Source organism: Wenzhouxiangella sp. 15190 (assembly GCF_003417465.1).
Lineage (GTDB): Bacteria > Pseudomonadota > Gammaproteobacteria > Xanthomonadales > Wenzhouxiangellaceae > Wenzhouxiangella.
The window spans coordinates 1-19,150 of sequence record NZ_QVMV01000032.1 but is presented as its reverse complement, the minus strand read 5'-3'; the positions used below and the strand labels follow the sequence as shown (position 1 = coordinate 19,150).

At 64.4% G+C, this 19,150-nt stretch carries 17 protein-coding genes and 1 tRNA gene; 3 read left to right on the top strand and 15 right to left on the bottom strand.

Annotated elements, in window-relative coordinates:
* Nucleotides 1-18 precede the first annotated feature (18 nt).
* The 3 genes from DZK26_RS09255 to DZK26_RS09245 all read right to left on the bottom strand — a co-directional run bounded on the left by DZK26_RS09255 (nt 19) and on the right by DZK26_RS09245 (nt 2,164).
* On the bottom strand, nt 19-1,314 hold the full coding sequence (locus DZK26_RS09255; RefSeq protein WP_258870798.1) for an acyltransferase: 1,296 nt from the start codon (nt 1,312-1,314) through the stop codon (nt 19-21).
* 134 nt (nt 1,315-1,448) lie between these two features.
* Nucleotides 1,449-1,736 (bottom strand): hypothetical protein, encoded by a 288-nt coding sequence (locus tag DZK26_RS09250; protein ID WP_147306572.1) that lies wholly within the window; start codon nt 1,734-1,736, stop codon nt 1,449-1,451.
* 191 nt (nt 1,737-1,927) lie between these two features.
* The gene (locus DZK26_RS09245; protein ID WP_116896845.1) at nt 1,928-2,164 is read right to left on the bottom strand and encodes a hypothetical protein; all 237 of its coding nucleotides are present in this window, start codon (nt 2,162-2,164) and stop codon (nt 1,928-1,930) included.
* Between the two features lie 221 nt (nt 2,165-2,385).
* On the opposite strand from DZK26_RS09245, the gene DZK26_RS09240 reads away from it, so the two are divergent.
* Nucleotides 2,386-2,829, top strand: a complete 444-nt coding sequence (locus tag DZK26_RS09240; RefSeq protein WP_116896846.1) for a winged helix-turn-helix domain-containing protein — start codon at nt 2,386-2,388, stop codon at nt 2,827-2,829.
* 6 nt (nt 2,830-2,835) lie between these two features.
* Here DZK26_RS09240 and DZK26_RS09235 read toward each other — a convergent pair whose 3' ends face one another.
* From DZK26_RS09235 to pyrC, 6 genes are all read right to left on the bottom strand, one after another.
* Complete coding sequence (locus DZK26_RS09235; RefSeq protein WP_181918226.1) at nt 2,836-3,792, bottom strand: L-threonylcarbamoyladenylate synthase; 957 nt, start codon at nt 3,790-3,792, stop codon at nt 2,836-2,838.
* Nucleotides 3,793-4,047: 255 nt separating this feature from the next.
* On the bottom strand, nt 4,048-4,329 hold the full coding sequence (locus DZK26_RS09230) for a hypothetical protein (RefSeq protein ID WP_116896847.1): 282 nt from the start codon (nt 4,327-4,329) through the stop codon (nt 4,048-4,050).
* A gap of 233 nt (nt 4,330-4,562) precedes the next feature.
* Nucleotides 4,563-5,939 carry a sigma-54 dependent transcriptional regulator gene (locus tag DZK26_RS09225; protein ID WP_116896848.1) on the bottom strand — a complete coding sequence of 459 codons (1,377 nt, stop codon included), beginning with the start codon at nt 5,937-5,939 and terminating at the stop codon, nt 4,563-4,565.
* A 2-nt stretch (nt 5,940-5,941) separates the two neighbouring features.
* On the bottom strand, nt 5,942-6,469 hold the full coding sequence (locus DZK26_RS09220) for a hypothetical protein (protein ID WP_116896849.1): 528 nt from the start codon (nt 6,467-6,469) through the stop codon (nt 5,942-5,944).
* Nucleotides 6,466-7,977, bottom strand: coding sequence for a cell wall metabolism sensor histidine kinase WalK (locus DZK26_RS09215; RefSeq protein ID WP_181918227.1), 1,512 nt, complete (start codon nt 7,975-7,977; stop codon nt 6,466-6,468). Before DZK26_RS09215 ends, DZK26_RS09220 begins: the two co-directional genes overlap by 4 nt.
* 34 nt (nt 7,978-8,011) lie before the next feature.
* A complete protein-coding gene (gene pyrC, locus DZK26_RS09210; RefSeq protein ID WP_116896851.1) occupies nt 8,012-9,067 on the bottom strand; it encodes a dihydroorotase in 1,056 nt (351 codons plus the stop codon).
* A gap of 134 nt (nt 9,068-9,201) precedes the next feature.
* On the opposite strand from pyrC, the gene DZK26_RS09205 reads away from it, so the two are divergent.
* Complete coding sequence (locus tag DZK26_RS09205; RefSeq protein WP_116896852.1) at nt 9,202-11,418, top strand: TonB-dependent receptor; 2,217 nt, start codon at nt 9,202-9,204, stop codon at nt 11,416-11,418.
* Nucleotides 11,419-11,511: 93 nt separating this feature from the next.
* The gene (locus tag DZK26_RS09200; RefSeq protein WP_181918228.1) at nt 11,512-13,329 is read left to right on the top strand and encodes a TonB-dependent siderophore receptor; all 1,818 of its coding nucleotides are present in this window, start codon (nt 11,512-11,514) and stop codon (nt 13,327-13,329) included.
* On the opposite strand, the gene DZK26_RS09195 is transcribed toward DZK26_RS09200, so the two are convergent.
* The 6 genes from DZK26_RS09195 to DZK26_RS09170 form a co-directional block, all read right to left on the bottom strand.
* Nucleotides 13,323-14,396, bottom strand: a complete 1,074-nt coding sequence (locus DZK26_RS09195; protein ID WP_220336967.1) for an extracellular solute-binding protein — start codon at nt 14,394-14,396, stop codon at nt 13,323-13,325. The genes DZK26_RS09200 and DZK26_RS09195 overlap by 7 nt on opposite strands.
* Before the next feature lie 4 nt (nt 14,397-14,400).
* Nucleotides 14,401-16,149, bottom strand: coding sequence for a chloride channel protein (locus DZK26_RS09190; protein WP_258870796.1), 1,749 nt, complete (start codon nt 16,147-16,149; stop codon nt 14,401-14,403).
* 10 nt (nt 16,150-16,159) lie between these two features.
* On the bottom strand, nt 16,160-16,732 hold the full coding sequence (locus DZK26_RS09185; RefSeq protein ID WP_116896855.1) for an NnrU family protein: 573 nt from the start codon (nt 16,730-16,732) through the stop codon (nt 16,160-16,162).
* Nucleotides 16,733-16,798: 66 nt separating this feature from the next.
* Nucleotides 16,799-17,341 carry an SHOCT domain-containing protein gene (locus DZK26_RS09180; RefSeq protein ID WP_147306573.1) on the bottom strand — a complete coding sequence of 181 codons (543 nt, stop codon included), beginning with the start codon at nt 17,339-17,341 and terminating at the stop codon, nt 16,799-16,801.
* Nucleotides 17,342-17,353: 12 nt separating this feature from the next.
* Entirely contained in the window at nt 17,354-18,640 is a 1,287-nt protein-coding gene (locus DZK26_RS09175) for an outer membrane protein (RefSeq protein ID WP_220336969.1), read from the bottom strand.
* A 324-nt stretch (nt 18,641-18,964) separates the two neighbouring features.
* A tRNA-Pro gene (locus DZK26_RS09170) sits at nt 18,965-19,041 on the bottom strand.
* Nucleotides 19,042-19,150 lie beyond the last annotated feature (109 nt).

Here is a 19,150-nt window from a genome sequence, read left to right as displayed (position 1 = left end):
CTTCGATCCAGCGGCAGTTTAGGCTTGCGAGTGCCGGCGAAGCAGCAGCGAAGCCAGCACCACGCCAGCCAGGCCAATCAGCGCGCCCGGCATCGCGCCCATGACCAGCGCGCAGCCCAGGCCCAGCAACAGCGCCAGACCGCCGATGACGATCGCGGGGGGTGACTCGGCGTGTGGCACGGTTCGCTGCCGCTGCATCTCGATCCAGGCCACGATTGCGAGGACGGGAACGACCATTAGAAAACACAGGCCGATCCACCACAGCCGGCCGCTCCAGAAGCCGGGATCGCCGGGTGTTCCCGCGTCGATGGGCGCCCCGATCCGCTCACCCAGCCAGGCGGCGGGCAGTTCGGCCAGCTTGTGCCACAAATACAGCGGCATGCCGAAGGCGCCGAGGAAGGCGACGATGCTGGCTAGGCGCTCCCGGTCGAGCAGCCAGCGTGCCGGGCGCTCGCACAACAGCACCAGGCCCACCTGCAGCCACATGACGCCCATCAGCGCCAGCGTCGGCGGCAACATGTTGCTGTTGCCTTCCAGATCGATGCCGATCATGCCGACGGGATAGCCGCTCATGACTGTGCCGAGTAGCCAGGCGGCGCCGACTATGACCAGCAGCAGGCCGATGAAGGCCCCCCTGAATCGGCTGCGCTTCCAGGCGATGCCGAGTTGTTGCGGCAGCAGCCAGACGAAGAACGCGTTGAGCCAGCCGATGCCGCCGTCGGTGCCGGTCACGCGCGCGCCCAGGGTGGGCCATTGTGTGGGCCAGAAAGCGCCGGCGCGGAGCATGTCGACGGTCGCCGCGAGCACGATCAGTGCGATAACGGCACCCAGCCCGAAGCGCCGGTCGGCTTCCACGCTCAGCGGCAACAGGGCCTGGACGGTCAGCAGCATGATCAGAAACCACAGATGGACGGTTAGTGAGACGTCGAACGTGTCCAGGAAGCGCCCCCCGTTAAAATTGGCGGCGATCACCAGCAAAGTCAGGGCGGCAAGGTAGGTGACGGTGGGCCGCGCCAGACGCAGTGCGCGGCTTCCCCACCATTCCAGTTGTGAGTGGCCCCGGTGCAGGCGCCGGGCCACGCCGTCGGTACCGACCGCTGCGGAGACGAATACGAACAAAGGCACAACCTGAACGGCCCAGGTCAGAAAGGCAGCTGGGATCCAGGCATGCAGCATGTGATCGGTGGCAATCAGCTCGCCGCCTGCCATCCGTGGCAGGGTGGCGAACCAGTGCCCGAATACGACAATCAGGAGAGCCAGTGCTCGCAAGGCGTCGGGATAAAGATCGCGATGTTGTTTTTCTGGCTGACTCAGGGCGGGTACCCATGGTTTCGGACGCCGTGAGTATAAACCCGAGATTCTTTTGGCTGGCGCCCTGACCCTCTGTTCGAGAACGTAATGCGGCCGCGGGCGAGGTGCCCGCGGCGCTGTTTTTAAAAGCTGTTCCGCTAGTCGATGAACTTGATTTCGCGCAGCATCATTTCGCTACCCAGGGTGCGCAACTCCCCGCGCTCGATGCCGGCTTCGCGCGCCTCGTCCATTCCACCGAAAGTGTTTTTCATCAGTTCCTCGAAATAGTCCGGTCCGCGGTCCATGGCGGCCCAGTTGGGAAAGCTGACGCGCAGGATCAGGTCGGGTTCGTCGTCGCGCGGCGAAACCACGGCGTACATGCCGTAGCCGAGGACATCGCCCGCTTCGATTTGTGCTTCTAGTGTACCCCGCCGCTCATTGTGCAACTTTCAGAGCGTGCCTGAGCCGATAGTGCAAGGCGCGCCCCGCAGTGAATGGCCGTAGCCCTTTACAAGGGGCGCAACGCCGCAATCTCGGCTCAGGCACGCTCCCGCAGGGCGAGCCGGAAAGCGCTCATCTGCGGCGTTATGTCTCTTGACAAGGGCTACGGCCATTGCCTGCGAGACATGCCTTGCAGCTAAGCACTTTCCGACTCGCTGAATGTTACAGAATGAGCGGCGGGGTACACCAGGCTGCGGCGCCAGTTGGTCTTGAGATCGTTGATGTAGGCGTTCCACATCCCGTCTTTGACATGGACTTCGGTCAGGGACAGGACGGCGCCGGGTTCCCAGGAGCGGCTGTGATCCTGGGCCCAGGCTGCAGCGGTGCAGCCCAGTAGCAGAACAGTTAGGGTAATGGTCCGAATCGTTTTCATTGATCAAGTCTCCGTTGCCGCTGATCGCCGGTCATGGTTCAAGGGGATAGCGGGCGTACCGATTTCCAGTCGCGCCGTGGTTGAAGCATGGGGGCAGCGTCATGAGCTGTCCTGTCGAAATGCTTGCGGTGCCGATCGAAAATCGCTAGAAAGGAAAGGTCTACGCGCTCAAGTGTGTTTTCGGGAGGTGCGGCGTGCTAGTTGCCGGGTCACGATCGGGAATGGAACACCCGTTGCTGAGGCGATTGCAGATCGACTTCGACGTCGATTCGCGCACGCTCGAGCGAGGCGGGCGTAGTCGGCACCTGGCACCGAGGGAAGTGGCGCTTCTCGCCGCCTTGCTGCAATCGAAGCCGGGTGAAGTGGTTTCGAGAAACGAGTTGCTCGATGCAATCTGGGGTGACGGCGAAGTGTGCGAGGACGCGCTGACGGTCATCGTTTCTCGCCTCCGTCGCCATTTCGACCGCCTGGGAATTGACGAACCGCTCATCGAGACCGTACCGCGGAGAGGTTATCGGCTGGCCGACTGTGGAAGTCCGCTCGGCGGCCTGCGCGAGGCACGCCGCGACGGGCGGCGGGGTCGCAATGTTGGGCTGGCGGCGCTGTTGGTTTCCTTTCTGGCGCTGGGTGTTTCCTGTCTGGCGCTGCTTCTGGCCTTCGGCTGAAGGCCGTCAGGCCGTCGCGCGCTCGAGCCGGTCGAGGATGGCCGCCCAGGCCGGGTTTTCGGGCGGACGCTGGACAAGGATGCGTTCGGCGCCGAGCGTGTCGAGTTCGCGGAGTGCGGCGTAGAGACTCCGGGCATAAGCGGCGGGATCTTTGGGCAAAGCCTGCCAGCCCTTGAAGCCGCCCGGATTGGGCATGTCGGCCAGCGCCAGCACGGCCGCTTGCGCATCGGGCCGCAGCAGCGTGTCCGCCTCGACCAACTCGACTTTCGTCTCCGGGGCATAGTGGGAAGGCAGGCGACCGGAGGCGCGCGGACCCTCCAGTTCCCCGGCCAGTGCCGGCACTTCGCCGAGTGCCTCGCTGAGTTGCTCGAGGCTGATCATGCCCGGTCGCAGGATGCTTGGATGTCTGCCGCTGCAGTCGACGATGGTCGATTCCAGGCCCACCTCGCAGGGGCCGCCGTCGATCACGGCGGCAACCATTTCGCTGCCTTCGAATTCGCTGATGACGTGGTCGGCCGTGGTCGGGCTGATGCGGCCGAAGCGGTTGGCAGAAGGCGCGGCAAGCGCCCGGCCGAATGTCTTGAGCAGTTTCAGCGCCACCGGATGGCCGGGTACTCGCAGCCCGACGGTGTCCTGGCCGCCGGTGACGACATCCGGTACGTCGTCGGCTTTTCGAAGAATCAGTGTCAGCGGTCCCGGCCAGAATGCGCGGCCCAGCCGGCGCGCCGTATCCGGAACGTCGGTCGCCCAGACTTCCAGCGTATCGATATCGGGCAGGTGCACGATCAGCGGGTGATCGGCCGGTCGGCCCTTGGCGGAGAAAATCCGGCCAACGGCTTCGGCATTGCCAGCATCGGCCGCCAGGCCGTAGACGGTTTCGGTGGGCAGGGCGACGAGTTCACCATGCGCAAGCAATTCGGCGGCCCGCTTCAGATCCTTGTCGCTGGTGCCCAGACGGATCATGGACGAAGAGTCCCGGCGCACGGCATTCGGAAAGCCAACGACGGCCGCGGCAGTCTGACGATTGGCCCGGTGAAAATTACTGGAGCGATGGCTCTCATGCCTGTTGGTGATGACTGACAGACCAACCGGTATTATGCCCCGAGGTGGCGGGCGACCGACACAAAAAAGCCCGTCGACACCGTGGCGCCGACGGGTAATCCGGTTGGGGAGTGGAACGGGCGTCATGCCGGCCCGGACATGACGCCGGTGTTGGGCTTACGACTCGGGCCAGTCGTCTTCCTGAGACTGTGAACTTTGACAGTGCTTCTGGGTCGCGGCGTTGTATTCGCTGCGATTGAGCCCCGCGTCGTCCTCTTTTTCGATTCGGTTGTAGACCTGCGCGAGACAGGGCAGAGCCATGGCCTCGCTGCCGCTGATCAGTCCATCGTCGTTACGGTCCATTTCCTCGAAGCTGGGATTCTGGGCCACGGCGACCGATGCAGCCATGGCCAGGGCAGCGATGAATGACATGAGGGAAAGCATTCTGAGTTTCATCATGAGCAACTCCTTTTACTCGCATTAGCTTGAAACAACGAGCCTTGAGGCTCGGTCACTCTCCAGCAGATACCGTGCCAATTAGAAAAAAACTGTCAAATCAATGATGTATGATTTCGGGCGGGACAGTCGACAGCCCAAGTTGTTGCCTGCAAGCGACAGGTGAAAAGAGTCATCGCGCCACAGGCCCCGATCGACCGCCGGTATCGAGTGTCGTCGATTGGCGACAGGCGGTTTCAGGGCTTGAAGTCGGAAGGGTCGAGCCGGTGTCGCTTGAGCAGACGATAGAACTCCGTGCGGTTACGACCGGCCAGGCGTGCAGCTTCGCTGACATTGCCCTGGCTCATACGCATGATGCGCGCGAGATAGTCGCGCTCGAAGCTCTCGCGAGCCTCGGCCAGTGGTTTGACCCCGCCGGTCTCCCGGCGCAGCGCGCGTCGTACGAGATCAGCGGGAATGGGCCCGCGGCGCGACAGTATGCAGGCCTGCTCGACGACGTTGCGCAGTTGGCGCACGTTGCCTGGCCATTCGTGGTCGAGCAGGACGCGTAGGGCTTCGCGCGAGAAACCACCGATTTGCTCGCCTTCCGGCTTGTCTGCCTGGACCTGGGCGAGGAAGTGCTCGGCCAGGGGCACGATGTCCTCGGGGCGCTCGCGCAGCGGTGGAATGTCGAGCTGGACGACATTCAGGCGGTAGTAGAGGTCCTCGCGAAACCGCTCGTCGCGGATGGCCTGCTCCAGGTTCCGGTGGGTGGCGGATATGACGTGGACGTCGGTCTCGATTTCCTCGGTTGCGCCAACGGGGCGGACACGTTCGTCCTGCAGGGCGCGCAGCAGCTTGGCCTGGAAAGCCGGGGGCATGTCGCCGATCTCGTCGAGCAGCACCGTTCCGCCGGCCGCCTGGACGAATAGCCCGTCGTGATCGCGGTCGGCTCCGGTGAACGCACCCTTGCGGTAACCGAACAGCTCCGATTCGAGCAGATCCGCCGGGACGGCGGCACAGTTGATGGCCACGAATGGGCCGTCACGGCGCGGCCCGGCGTCGTGAATGGCGCGCGCGATGATCTCCTTGCCCGAGCCGCTTTCGCCCTGGATGAGGACACTGGCGTCGCTTTCGGCGACCAGTTCGATTTCCGACAGCAGCCGTTCCATGGCCTGGCTGCGGGTGACGATGCCGTTATGCTGCCTGCCCGATACTCGCGGCTGGCCGGAGCGGGTGTAGATGGCCTCGGCGATGGTCTCGAGCAGTTCCTGGCTGTCGAAGGGCTTGGTCAGAAAGCCGAACGCGCCCTCGCGCGTGGCCGCGACGGCATCGGGGATGGTGCCGTGGGCGGTCAGGATGATCACGGGAAGGGTGGGATCGCTCTCGCGTATCTGGCGAAACAGCGCCATACCGTCCATGCCCTCCATTCGCAGGTCGGTGACGACTACGTCGGGCGTGTGGCTTGCCGCCCGGCCGAGCGCGTCTTCGCCGCTGGCAGCCGTATCAACGCGGTAGCCGCTCGAGCTCAAGCGCAGGGAGATCAGCCGTAGCAATCCTGGGTCGTCGTCGACCAGCAGAACGCGCGGGGCATTGTCGCTCGAGTTTTTGCCGATCGGGGCGTCTTCAGCCATGGCTAGCGGCCCTCACTTTCCGACTCCCGGTCGCGCCCATCCAGCTCTTCGTCGATCTCGCGCAGTGCGGCCAATTTCTCGAGCGTGCGCAGGTGCGCTTCGCGTTCGGTATCCAGCGCGCGTGACAGCTTTTGCCGGTCGCGATTACTGTTGATCTGCCGGGCCAGCAGCTCGGTGATGACTTTGAGGGTGGTGCTGGTCCCTTGCTCAAGGCGGCGGTCGGTCGGCATGTCCCGCGCCAGCTGCTCGAGGCGCTCCAGGGCGCGGTTGGCGTTGCGGATTTCGGCCGGCCCGAGTATCTCCAGCAGCGAGCGTTCGAGTCGGGCGGTCCAGTCTTCGGCATGGGTCAGGCCGGCATACCAGGTATGCGCATTGCTGTCATCCACACGCAGCGCCCGGTCTACGCGTACGACGATATCGGTGGGGGTGATCGCGTCGTCATTTCTCTCCCCGCCCGATCGGGCTCCGGCGGAAAGCGCGACACCGGCAAGGATCAATACGGTGACAAGGCGCGGAACGGTAACGCTCATGGGTTCGACTCTCGTAGTTGCTGCAATGGAATACGGATCTGGAAGACGGTCGACCAGCCGGCCTGATCGACCAGATCGACGTCGCCGCGGTGGGCACGCACCAGGTCCCGGCAGATCGCCAGGCCCAGCCCACTGCCGGGGCGAGTGCGCGTGTGACTGCTGTCGCCCCGGTAGAAGGGCTCGAAAAGCTGATCGTGGTCGCGAGCCTGGATTCCGGGGCCGCTGTCGGCGACCCGGACGATGGCATGGTCGTCAACGTGCCGGATATCGATACCGATTGTGCCACCTTCCTGCGAGAACTTCAGGGCGTTGGATACGAGGTTGTCGAGCGCCGTGGCAAGCATGTCGGGGTCGCCCTCGACTGTCACCGGCGCGGGTGCATCGAGTTCGACTTGCATGTTGCGCGCCTCCACGGTGAGCCGGTGATTGGCGAGCACGCGACCGGCCAGTTCATCGAGCCGCACTATCCGGTGGAGGCGTGGCTGCGTCCCGCTTTGCAAGCGATTGAAGCGCAGCAGGTTCTCGATCTGTTCCTGCAGCCGCTCGATGTTGGACTGGATGATGCCGATGACCTCGTGCTGTTGGCGGCCAAGCGCGCCGAAGCTCTGGTCGGAGAGCAGGCTGGTGCCTTCGCGGATGGCGCTCAATGGCGTTTTGAGTTCGTGCGAAACCTGACCGACCAGACGGCGCCGGTCGCGTTCAGTGCGCGTCAGGCGACGGCGCACCCACTCCATGCGGATCGACAGCGCGCGCAAGTCGCGCGGGCTGGCGATTTGCTCAATGCGCGCCTGCTCCGGCCGTGCCAGGGCCCGCATGCCACGGTCGAGTCGGCGTACACGCCGATTCAGAAAGCCGGCCATCAACAACGCCAGGGCTATGGCCAGCGGAACGGTCAGGCCGAGACTCAGGAAAGAGAAGTTGCGAGCTGATTCACCCATTCGCTCGAGTCTTTCGAGACCCTCGCCGGCGGCCGCTTCGCTGTCGAGAAGAAGGGTGTTGGCGCGCTCATTGAGGCGCCCGAACTCGTCGGCCAGGTGCTGCGGCCAGTCTTCGTCGGTTTGTATGTCCAGGGTCCGGTCGAACAGCGCTCGGCTTTGCTCCCGGATTGCATCGGCATGGTGAATGAGGGGTTCCGTGGCCGTGAGGATCATGAAGTCTTCAAGCCCCTGGAGCAGGGTGCGATGGCGCTCCAGCAGACTACCGCGCGCCTCGCGGTCGCGCAGCACGCCGTACTGGCGCGCGGCGCGCTCGAAGGCAAGTACCCGCTCACCGATCTGTCGCGCCGAGCGCGTAACCGACAGGCTGCGGTCGAGCAACTGTTCGCCCTCGCGCGTGACGCGGTCGATCTGCCCGCCGGCGATAATCAGTGCGATCAGCAGTGGCAGTGCAACCAGCGCGAAGCCGGCCAACTGTAGCGTGAGCACCGAGCGTGTGCCCAAGCGGCGGCCAAATCGCCGCCTGATGCGCCGCAGGCGCGTGGACAGCGGGTGAGGGGTAGTTTCGGGCATCGCAGGAGGTGGGACGCCGCGTTGCCGCCGGGGTTCAATTGCCCCGAGCGCTTGCGCCCTCGGACACATGCCACCCCGGCGCCTGCCCGGCGAACAACGGCACAATGACGTCTTTGCCGCAGCGAACTTCTTCGGGAACGCGCCGGTCCGAGCGTTCGAGGACGATGCGATCAGCGTTGGCTTCCAGGCCGTAGAAAGCGGGGCCGTGCCGGCTGGCGAAGGCTTCGAGCTTGTCCAGCGCGCCGGCGGCCGCGAATACTTCCGCGTAGAGTTCGATCGCGGACGGTGCCGAGTAGACGCCGGCGCAGCCGCAGTCGGATTCCTTGGCGTGCTTCGGGTGCGGGGCGCTGTCGGTTCCCAGGAAGAAACGCTCGCTGCCGCTGGTGGCGGCGGCGACCAGGGCGCGGCGGTGGCGCTCGCGCTTGATCAGTGGCAGGCAGTAATGGTGCGGGCGCAGGCCGCCCTCGAACAGGGCGTTGCGGTTGTACATCAGATGGTGGACGGTGATCGTCGCCGCGATGGGGCCGGGCGCGGATTCGACAAAGTCGATGGCATCGGCAGTCGTGGCGTGCTCGAGCACCATCTTCAGTTCCGGAAAGTGCTCGCGCAGTTTTTGCAGGTGTCGCTCGATGAACACGGCCTCGCGGTCGAAAACGTCGATATCGCCGTCGGTCACCTCGCCGTGCATCAGAAGCGGCAAACCGAGTTTTTCCATTGCCTCGAGCACCGGGTAGACGCGCTCTAGATCACGCACGCCGGAATCCGAGTTGGTGGTCGCGCCGGCCGGGTAGTACTTCACCGCGTGAACGAAGTCGCTCTCGGCTGCCTGGCGAATATCGTCGAGCGTGGTGGTCTCGGTGAGATACAGCGTCATCAGGGGCTCGAAGCGGCTGCCTTCCGGCATTGCCGCCAGGATGCGGTCGCGATAGGCGTGCGCGTCGGCGACGGTGCGTACCGGCGGCTTGAGGTTGGGCATGACGATGGCGCGGCCAAAAACGCGGGCGGTGGCCGGGAGCACGGCGGCCAGCATGTCGCCGTCTCGCAGGTGCAGGTGCCAGTCGTCGGGGCGTCTGATTTCGATTCGGTTCACGTTACGGATTTTTGAGCCAAGTCTGCCGAGCATTCTAGTCGCTTCCAGCTTGTCGGGCGTCTTGACCGATTGTCATTTCCCGGCAATAATGAATTGATATAACATTACACTTAATTGAAGGAATGGAGATCTGAATGCTTCGATCGACCCTTCTGCTGGCTGGCCTGTTTCCGCTGGCTGCGCTGGCGCAGGACGCTAAAACCGACACCGACGGCGAATCACACACCGAGCACGCCGAAATGGAGCGAGTGGTGGTCAGCGCGCTGCCGATTGCTCGCAGCAAGCTCGAATCGGCCCAGCCCATCGATGTGCTCTCCGGCGAGGCGCTCGATGACCGGCGCGGTCTGACTCTGGGCGAGACACTGACGCGGCAGCCGGGCGTGCATTCAACCAGTTATGGTCCCGGTTCCGGCCGTCCGGTCATTCGCGGACTCGGCGCGGGCCGGGTGCAGGTCCTCGAAGACAGCCTGCCGGCGGTCGATGTCTCGGCCCAGTCCGACGATCACGCCGTCAGTGTCGAGCCGATGCTGATCGATCGCGTCGAGATTCTGCGTGGCCCATCGACCCTGTTGTTCGGCTCGGGAGCTGTCGGCGGGGTGGTCAACGTGATCGATGGCCGCATCCCCGAGCGCGTTCCGGCCGAGTCGCTGGAGGGTCGCTTCGAGTTGCGCGGCAACACGGTGGCGGACGAACGCACCGGTGTGCTGCGACTCGACGGCGGCAGCGGCAACTGGGCCTGGAACATATCGGGCACCTGGCGCGATGCCGGGGACTACGAGATTCCGGGGCTGGCCGAGGCCGAGCCCGAAGAAGAACATGATGGCGAAGAACAAGGCCATGAAGAGGACGAAACCTTCGGCGTTCTGCCCAACAGTTTCGTCGAGTCGAAGTCCGGCTCGGCGGGCCTGAGCTGGATCGGCTCACGCGGTTTCTTCGGCGTCTCGATCAAGCAGTTCGAGACCGATTACGGTGTACCGGCGCCGCATGCGCATGAAAATGAGGAAGAGCACGACGAGCACGGCCTCGACGCTTTCCGTTACGCGCGCCTGTCGGAAGACGATCACGAGGACGAGCAGGGCGAGCAAGAAGAGAATGTCTTCATCGATCTCGAGCAGACCCGCTGGGACGCCAAGGGTGCGCTCAACGAGCCGTTACCGGGCTTTATCCGCGCGACGCTCCGCACCAGCTACAGCGATTACACGCATGCCGAGCGCGATGTCGGCGGCGGGCATGAAGAAGAAGGCGAAGCGCACGACGATGAGCATGGTCCGGAAGGCGCTCACACGATCTTCGATGTCCAGGCCTGGAATGCGCGGCTCGAAATGGAGCATCAGCCGGTGGCCGGCTGGCGCGGCGCGCTGGGTTTCCAGTTCGAGAACAAGACGCTTTCGGCCATGGGTGAAGAAGCCTACATCCCTGACGGGGATACACGTTCCTGGGCCTTGTTCGCGCTCGAGGAAAAGCGCACCGGCCCCCTGACCTGGACTCTGGGCGCGCGGGTGGAGCGCAACGAGATCGAGGTCGACGAACTGCTTGAAAACCACGACCACGAAGAAGAGCTCGCGAGCGACGGCCCAACACGGCGAAGCTTCACGACCGTGTCGGGAAGCGCCGGCGTGCTTTGGCGCATCGACGAGCGCTGGCAGACGTCGCTGAACTACGCCTACGCCGAGCGCGCTCCGTCGCAGGGCGACCTGTTCGCCAACGGTCCGCACGCAGCCACCTTTACCTTCGAGCGTGGTGCAAGCGACCTCGACGAGGAGGTCACCAACGGTCTGGACTTCATCGTCCACCGTCACGGCGACGATTTCGACGTGGAAGCGAGCCTGTTCTACAACGCCATCGACGACTTCATCTACCTGGACGAGACCGGCGAGGAGCTCGACGGCCTGCCGCTGCGTCAGACCCGGCAGCAGGATGCGACCTTCTACGGCGGCGAACTGCAGGCGGTGTGGCATCTGCCGCGCACGGCCGCCGGCCACTTCGACCTGCGCGCCGGCTACGACTGGGTGCGCGCTGAGCTCGACTCGGGCGAGAACCTGCCGCGCATTTCCCCGGCACGCTATACCGCCGGCCTGGACTGGCACCGCGGCGACCTGCGTGGGAGCCTCGAATACCAACACGTCACGAGCGCCGACGACCTAGCGCCCAACGAGACGCCGACTGATGGTTACGACATGCTGGATCTCAACGCCAGCTACTTCTTCGCACTTGGCGGTGCCGACCTGGAAGCCTTCGCGAAGCTGTCCAACCTGCTCGACGAGGAAGCCCGTGTCCATACTTCATTCCTGAAGAACTTCGCGCCGTTGCCCGGCAGGAATGTAGGATTTGGCCTGCGCGGCCGGTTCTGATGAAGCGTCCATGCGCAATAGCAGCCTGTAAACCTTTGTTGGTCGAATAAGGTAGACTGTCGCGCTTTTCCTCGGTGCAAGAAGTTGAAAAGCGTGACGACCGCCGCCCTATATTCGTTCATTCTGGTCCTGTCTCTCGGCGCCGCGATTGTTCCGGCGCAGGCACAACAGGATGATCCGGCATCGTTCGATCCGGTGACGGTCAGTGCCAGCCCCGCGGGGCGCAGCCTGGCCGGCAGCTTCCAGTCGGTCACCGTGATCGGCCGCGACCGGATCGAGACCTGGCCGGCAGCGACCCTGGCCGATCTGCTCGCCGGCGTAGCCGGGGTCGATGTCCAGCGCCGCGGCGAGCCCGGCGCGCAGGCCGATATCGGCATTCGCGGCACCGGTTTCGAGCAGACCGTGATCCTGCTCGACGGCATGCCCATGGGTGATCCGCAGACCGGCCACCACAACCTCAATCTGCCCGTGCCGGTCGAGCACATCGAGCGCATCGAGGTGGTCAAGGGCCCCGGCGCCATGGCCTATGGTGGCAACGCCACCGGCGGCGTGATCAATATCGTCACCCGGCGCGATGACGAGACTTCGCTGACCGCCCAGGGTCGCCTCGGTAGCCACGACACCCGTTCAGGCAGTTTCTCAGCTACCGGCGCCCGGGGGGCGAGCGATCATCGTTTGAGTTTCGATCACCTGCGCACCGATGGCCACCTGCCCAAGCGGCGTGCCGACGCCAATCTGACGCGCGGGCTCTACACCGGCGGGACGGATCTGGGCGGGGCGGGCCTGCGCTGGGGTCTGGGCGCGGAAAACCGGGATTTCGGCGCCTGGAAGTTCTACACCGCCGATTTTCCCGACCAGCGCGAGCGTACGCAGACGCGAACCGCCTGGCTGGCTGCCGACACAAGCGCCGGTGACTGGGCGCTGACACCGCAGTTGTGGTGGCGCGAGCACGACGACTGGTTCCGCACGCTGGTGGCCGGTAACGCTTTCATCAATCGCCACGCCACCCGGGTGCAGGGGCTGCGACTGTCGGGCCGGCGCAACTGGGGCGGCGGCGTTAGTGCAGTCGGCGCTTCGCATTCGCGCCAGCGCATCGAATCCAATGCGCTCGATCATCACGATCGCGACGAGACCCAGGCCTGGCTGGTGCACCGCCAGCCGCTGGGCGAGCGCACGGCCGTGGAAGCCGGTCTCTCGCTGGTCGACTACAGCGACTACGGGCGCTACGGCCTGCCGACGCTCGCCGTGCGACACCGTTTGAATGAACGCTGGACGGCCTTCGCGTCATGGGCGCGTTCGGCGCGCGTGCCTTCCTATACCGAGCTGTTCCTGCAGACGGGCGGCAATCTGGGCAACCCGGATCTGGAACCGGAACGCTCCGACTACGCCGAGGCGGGGCTGCGTTTTCGCGCCGGCGCACACCGGATCAATCTGGCGTTGTTCGAGCGCCGCACCGACACCCTCATCGACTGGGCGCGCACACTGGGTGACGTCCAGTGGCAGGCCGGCCAGTTCGACGGCCACCGCAGCCGCGGGGGCGAAATGGAGTGGCGGTGGTTTCCCGACACGCGCTGGCTCGAACGCGTGGACCTGGCGGGGACGGTGCTCGACACCGAACTCGACGCGCGCGGTCTGGAGATCAAGTACGCCCTCGACTACCCCGAGCGGGGCTTCACTGGCGGCGCGGTCTGGCGGCTGGCGGAATCCGTGCGCCTGACCACGCGCGCCCGTTACCAGGACAGGAGCACGGGCGAGTCTGGAACACTGGTCGATCTGCGTCTGGGCTGGCGGGTATCGAGGGTTGAGCTGTTCGTCGAGGGCAACAATCTGCTCGACAAGCGCCTGGTCGAGGCCGGTTTCGCGCCGCTGCCGGGGCGATGGCTGTACGCAGGCATCCGCGCGGACTATTGAGCTTCTTCGGCGTCTTCTCCATTTTCGAGCCACTCGTCGAAACGCTGGCGGATGCGATCGAGGGTGTGGGCGTACCAGACAATGTCCTTGGCCACCGCGTTCGCGCTGTTGTAGGCGTGGGTGGGAATATGCGGGCGCATGTCGATGCCCGTGTCGGGGTGGCGCCGGATCTGGGCCTCGGCCGAATGCCGCGCCGGCCCGTAGGCCAGCCGCTCGGCCAGTTCGACCAGCGGTTCGGTTTGCGTGGAAAAGCGAATGAACTGGCGCGCGGCCTCGGGGCGGCCGGCATCGGCCGGAATTACCCAGGTCTGGTATTCCTGGACCTGACCGTCCCAGATGATCTCGATGCTGCTGTCAGGATCGAGCTGGGCGTTGAAGAAGCGACCGTTGTAGCCTGAGGCCATGACCGCCTCGCCGGATTCGAGCAGGTCAACCGGCTCGTCGCCGGCCTCCCACCAGATGATGGAATCACGAATCGCTTTCAGGCGCCGGAAGGCCAGTTCAAGGCCGCGTGGGGTCGAGAGCAGGTTGTAGAGTTCCTGGCGCGGCACACCGCTGGCCAGCAGCGCCCATTCCATGTTGTCGGCGGGCGTCTTGCGCAGCGCGCGCTTGCCGGGGAATGTCTCGGTATCAAACAGGTCGGCCACCCGGCCGGGACGCTGACCGGAAAACGCCTGGTTGTCGTAGGCGATGACGGTGGCGTAGACGGTGTGCGTGATGGCGCAGTGGTGGCGGGCACCGCCGATGAAGTCTTCCCGGGCGGGCGTGCCGTCGCTGCCGGGCGGCAGCTCGAGATCGTCGATCGATTGCAGACGGTTTGCCGCGCAAGCGGCCAGGGACTCACTCATGGCCATGTCAACCAGGTCCGGTACCTGTTCGAGAATGTCCGTGCCGCCGTTGTAGGGCACCGTCTCGACGGCAATGCCGGTCTCGGCCTCGAACGGCTCGAACAGCACCTCGCGCTGCACGCGCTCGTAGGCACCGCCCCAGGTCGCGATCACGAGCGGGTCCTCCTCGGCCGCGAGCGGCGCGGCGGCCACGCCGGCCAGAAGCAGGTAAATCAACATTCGATCAAGCCGTGGCATGTTCTTCCTTGCGCATCCGCTCGAGCAATTCCAGGTAAGCGTTGATCAGGTCCGATTCGAAGACGGTGCCCACCAGGCGCCCGTCCTTGTCGAGGACAGCGACCCCCTCACCGACGAAGTGGCGCATCGCGTTCATCGCATCCCAGACCGTTTCATCTTCACGCATGCACAATGCGTTGCTGTCGCACCACCGCTGGGCCGGTTCGTCATCGCCGGCGGCAACCAGCTCGTGAAGATGGACGGTACCGACGTAATGACTTCGGGCATCGACCAGATAGGCTTCGGCCGAGCCGGCGTTGACGATCGCCTCGCGTGCTTCCCCCGCTCTGGCATCGGGGCTGACCGTGACATAGTCGTCCGAAAGCAGCTCGCCGAGGGTATGCGTGCGCAGAATGGCGCGACTGCGGCCGCCGGAGAGATCGTGACCGCGTTCGGTCAGTTGCCGGTCGAACAGCGAGCGGCCAAAGTATCGCGAGGCCACCAGGTTGGCCAGGGCCACGCTGGCCAGGGCGGCGATGGTCAGCGGGTAGCTGGCGGTCATCTCGAAGACGATGATGACCGTCGTCAGCGGTGCGCCGATCACCGGGGCGGTCACCGCCACCATGCCGCAGACCGCGTAGACCACCAGGGCGGAAAGATCCAGCCCCAGCAGCGAGCCGATCACACTGCCGAACAGGGCACCGAACAAGCTGCCGATGACCAGGGCCGGGCTGAAGACCCCGCCGGCGAAGCCCATGCCCAGGCACCAGGCGGTGGCCAGCAGCTTGAGCACCATCACCAGCAGCAGCTCCCACTGCGTGAACGCGCCCTCGATGAAGGCCAGGCGCAGCGTCTCCGAACCCATGCCGAGAATATCGGGTACCCACAGCGCGGTCAGGCCCAGCCCCAGGCCGGCCAGCGCCGGACGCAGCATGGACGGCACTTTCATGCTTCCGGCAATGCGGGCCATGCGCAGCAGCGCCGACATATAGGCGACCGCGACGCCGGCGCTGGCCATGCCGAGCACCACGAACAGGCCGAATTCCCAGAGATGGGCGACTTCCGCTTCGGCCACCTGGAACAGCGGCGGCTGCGGCCAGATCAGCTGGGCGGTCACGTGCCCGAGTACGGAAGCAACGGCTACCGGTGCGAAGGCACGCAGGGCGAAGTGGCGCAGTACGACTTCGTGCGCGAACAGGATTCCGGCGATGGGTGCGTGAAAGACCGTGGAGATGGCCGCGGCTACCCCGCAGGCGATGGCGATGTTGTCGCTGGTCACGCCGGCGCGAAATAGTCGCGCCAGTCCGGAACCGACGCTGCCGCCGACGTGGACCAGGGGCCCGTACTGGCCGACCGAGGCCCCCGAGCCCAGCGAGACCAGGCTGGACAGGCCGGTGAGCAGGCCGGTTCGAAGGGGCAGGCGGCCCTTGCGGGTCTGGACGGCGGCAATCAGGTCGGCAGGCGAGTGCGGCCGCCGGTCCGGAATGAAGCGATGCAGGATACCGCCGACGAGTCCGCCGGCGGTGGGGACGATGATGATCGCCAGTGTGACTAGCCAGGCATCCTCCTCCATCATCCGGCTGCGCGGCGAGATCAGCAGCAGATCGTTGAGCCAGCCGATGGCCGCGACGAAACCGTTGGCCAGGATGGCCGAGACCATCCCGGCGAGGGCGCCGAGCAGCACAACGAGCGACACCCGGCGCAAGACGTCGCCGGGGTCCTGGTGCCCGGTTGGCGATTCGGCGGAGTCGCTCACCGGCTATACGCTAGGAAATGACGGGAACGCCGAAGAGTACCGGGTGCAGCCAGAAAGCGAAGGCGACGTACAGCGCCAGGCCGCCGACGACCACGATGATGTCGTTGGCGCGGGAGGCGGGCAGTTGCGGAATGTTGCGCTTGGGCCGGCGCTTGAGTGAAATCCGGTCGACCACCGCCCAGACCAGAAAGCCGCCGAACAGCAGCACGTCGGCCAGGGTGCCGTTGACCAGCAGATGGGCCAGCGCCCAGGCCTTGACGGCCACAAGCATCGGATGCCCCAGTGCCTGCTGAATGCGGCCGGGAAAATACGCCGCCAGCAGGGCCGGAAACACGAATAGCATCAGCAGCATGTTCACGTGGCGCAGGAAGGCCGGCGGCTGATATAGCCAGGTCGGATCCAACCGGGCCTGGCCGTAACCGATGACGATCAATACCAGCCCGACGATGGCCAACAGGCCGTAGACGCCCTTGAATGGCATCTCGCCCATCTTCGCGACCATTCCGTCGCGCCAGCGCCAGGAAACGATACTGATCGAGTGGGTGCCCAGAAAAAGCACTAGGCCGACAATGAGCAGCGACATTGCGAATCTCCCTGTGAAGTCGCGTCCATTGTAAGGGATTGGCTGATCGTGCCAGCCGTCGGCTGGTCAGGGCTGTTCGAGAATCCGTTTACGAATGGTGGCTTCCTCTTCAGCCGTGATCAGGCCCTCGTCGAGAAGCTCCTGGAGAAAACGCAACTGTTCCAGTTTTCTCGACGCCACCGCATCACTTTCGCGTGAGTTCGATTCAGCCTTCTCGGCTTCCGGTACCGAGCGGGCGGTATTCCCGCTGCGCGCATCGTTCGAGCCGGCTGAAGCGGTCTGGCCGCAATCGAGTTCCAGCGATAGGCCGTTGGCGATATCGCTGTCGCTGGGCCGAATGTTCATTTCCCGGCAGCCGGACTTGCGCAGTGTCACCATGCCGTACTGGTCCGTCTTCTCGGGCGGGTAACTGTTGGGGTAGATGTCACGCTCGTCGAGGGTGAGCGGCGTGGTGCCTTGGTGGCCCTTGATCGTGACCACCTCGGCCCCCGACGGCTCTGATTCGACGGTAAAGGAACGGATGCCGGCACCGTCTATCGCGCCGACCGGCGCGGTCCAACCCAGCAGCGTCAGGCACGACAGGGCGAGTAGCTGTTGCGAGACTTTCATCAGCGACTCCAACTAATAGGCAGCGTCGAAACCCAGCAGGAAGTAGTGCTCCTGTTCCAAGTGCCCGGTGTAATAGTCGCCCGACCGGGGTTCGTCGTCGAGCAGGTCGACGTTGAGCTCCATGATGCCCTTGAGGTTGCGCATGAAGTAGTACGAGGCCGTCAGGGTTACGCTGTTGATGTCGATACCTTCGTAGATGGTATCGGAATTGTCGAAATCTCCCGCATCGGCATAGTTGTAGAGTGCCGAAAAGGCCCAGCGATCGTTCGGGATGTAGTCGACTCCCGCGAACCCGCCATCCCAGGAGAAGTCCTGTTCGGGTGCGGTTTCGAGAAAGCCGTCCCACTCGTTCCACAAGTACTGGGTATACCAGTACCAGCGTCCCCCGACTGAACCCGACAGATCCAGCCCGGCCACACGCTTGTCGGTGTCGCGGTCGCTGGTTTCGAGCCCGGCTGGCCCGCGCGCTCCGCGCTGCGTGCCATCGAGTCCGAACAGCCCGACGGAGACCGGCCCGAGGTCGAAACCGACACGTCCGAACACCGTCTTGGAATTGTCGTTGTCGAACAGGTTGTCCGCACGGTTGAAACCGGGGCTGTTGATGTCGAAGTGATCCGAAATGCCGTTGCCGTTGACGAAGCCCAGGCCGATATCGAGTGGCCCCACGGCCCGGTCGAAAAGGACACCACGCTCGTAGGTGATGCCCGCCATCCGATAGGCCATGAAGTCCTGGAAGGACAGGCGTGTCTCGCGCGGGAACATCAGATCCGAGACCTGGAACTGACCGAGCTGCATGCCAACGCCCGAGCCGAAGATGTCGTCATGTCGGAACCAGGCGTCTTCGACGATGACTTCACCGTTGCCGCCCTTTTCTCCGAAGATGGCGTAGAAGTAATAGGTGATGTGCTCGCTCAGCGGAGCGCTCGAGAGCAGCTTGATCAGGTAGGGCGACTGGAAATCGGTGTCGGCCTGAGTTTGCTTGCCGCTGATCGGGTCAATGTTGCCGGCCTCGCGAGCCTGGAAGTAACCCTGTGCACGGACAGCCAGCGGTGGATACTCCGGTATTTTCAAGCGTTTGTCACCGGTATCGAGTGTTCCGGACTCCCAGTTGTCGAGCTTGAAATTGTTGCCGGCAAAGTGTTCGCCGAACTGGTTGAGCTTGGGGTAGGCTGCATGGCAGGCGGCGCAACTCATGTTGTATTTGCGGGCAAAATCCGGCATGGCCAGGACGTGCCCCGAGAGCAGCAACAGGAGAGTGACGGAGATGGCTAGGTGGATAATTGAATTCAGTCTCGTCATGATCTGCTCCTCTCGCTGAAAACGAATGAATCGTGCCTTGTATGCATCGTTTTCAGATCATAGAGAATGAGCGGTCCGTCTGCGTTGACTTGGCTCATGCTTTATCGCTTTTTACGTCGGATGACGCATGCGGGCTTCGGGCAGCGAGGGGACTTTTTCGGGAGAGAGGGAAGAGCCGGGGTTCATTGACGCTCGCCGGGAAGCGGGGGTCAGGATCACATCAACACCAAATTGCTTCGTGATCCGGGCAAGGAAGTGCGAGGCCCATCGTTCGGCGGCGTGCGGGCCGATACGAAGCGCGATAGGCGAACGCGTGAAGGGAGATGGTCGGGGTGACTGGATTCGAACCAGCGACTCCTGCCTCCCGAAGACAGTGCTCTACCAAGCTGAGCTACACCCCGACGGAAGCCGGCCATTCTAGTGCAACTGCCCCCGTTGGGCAAGCCTGAGCCTTGTCCAATGACACATGAGCCTGAACGGGGACCGCGTTTCCAACGAGAAGTGAGCCTG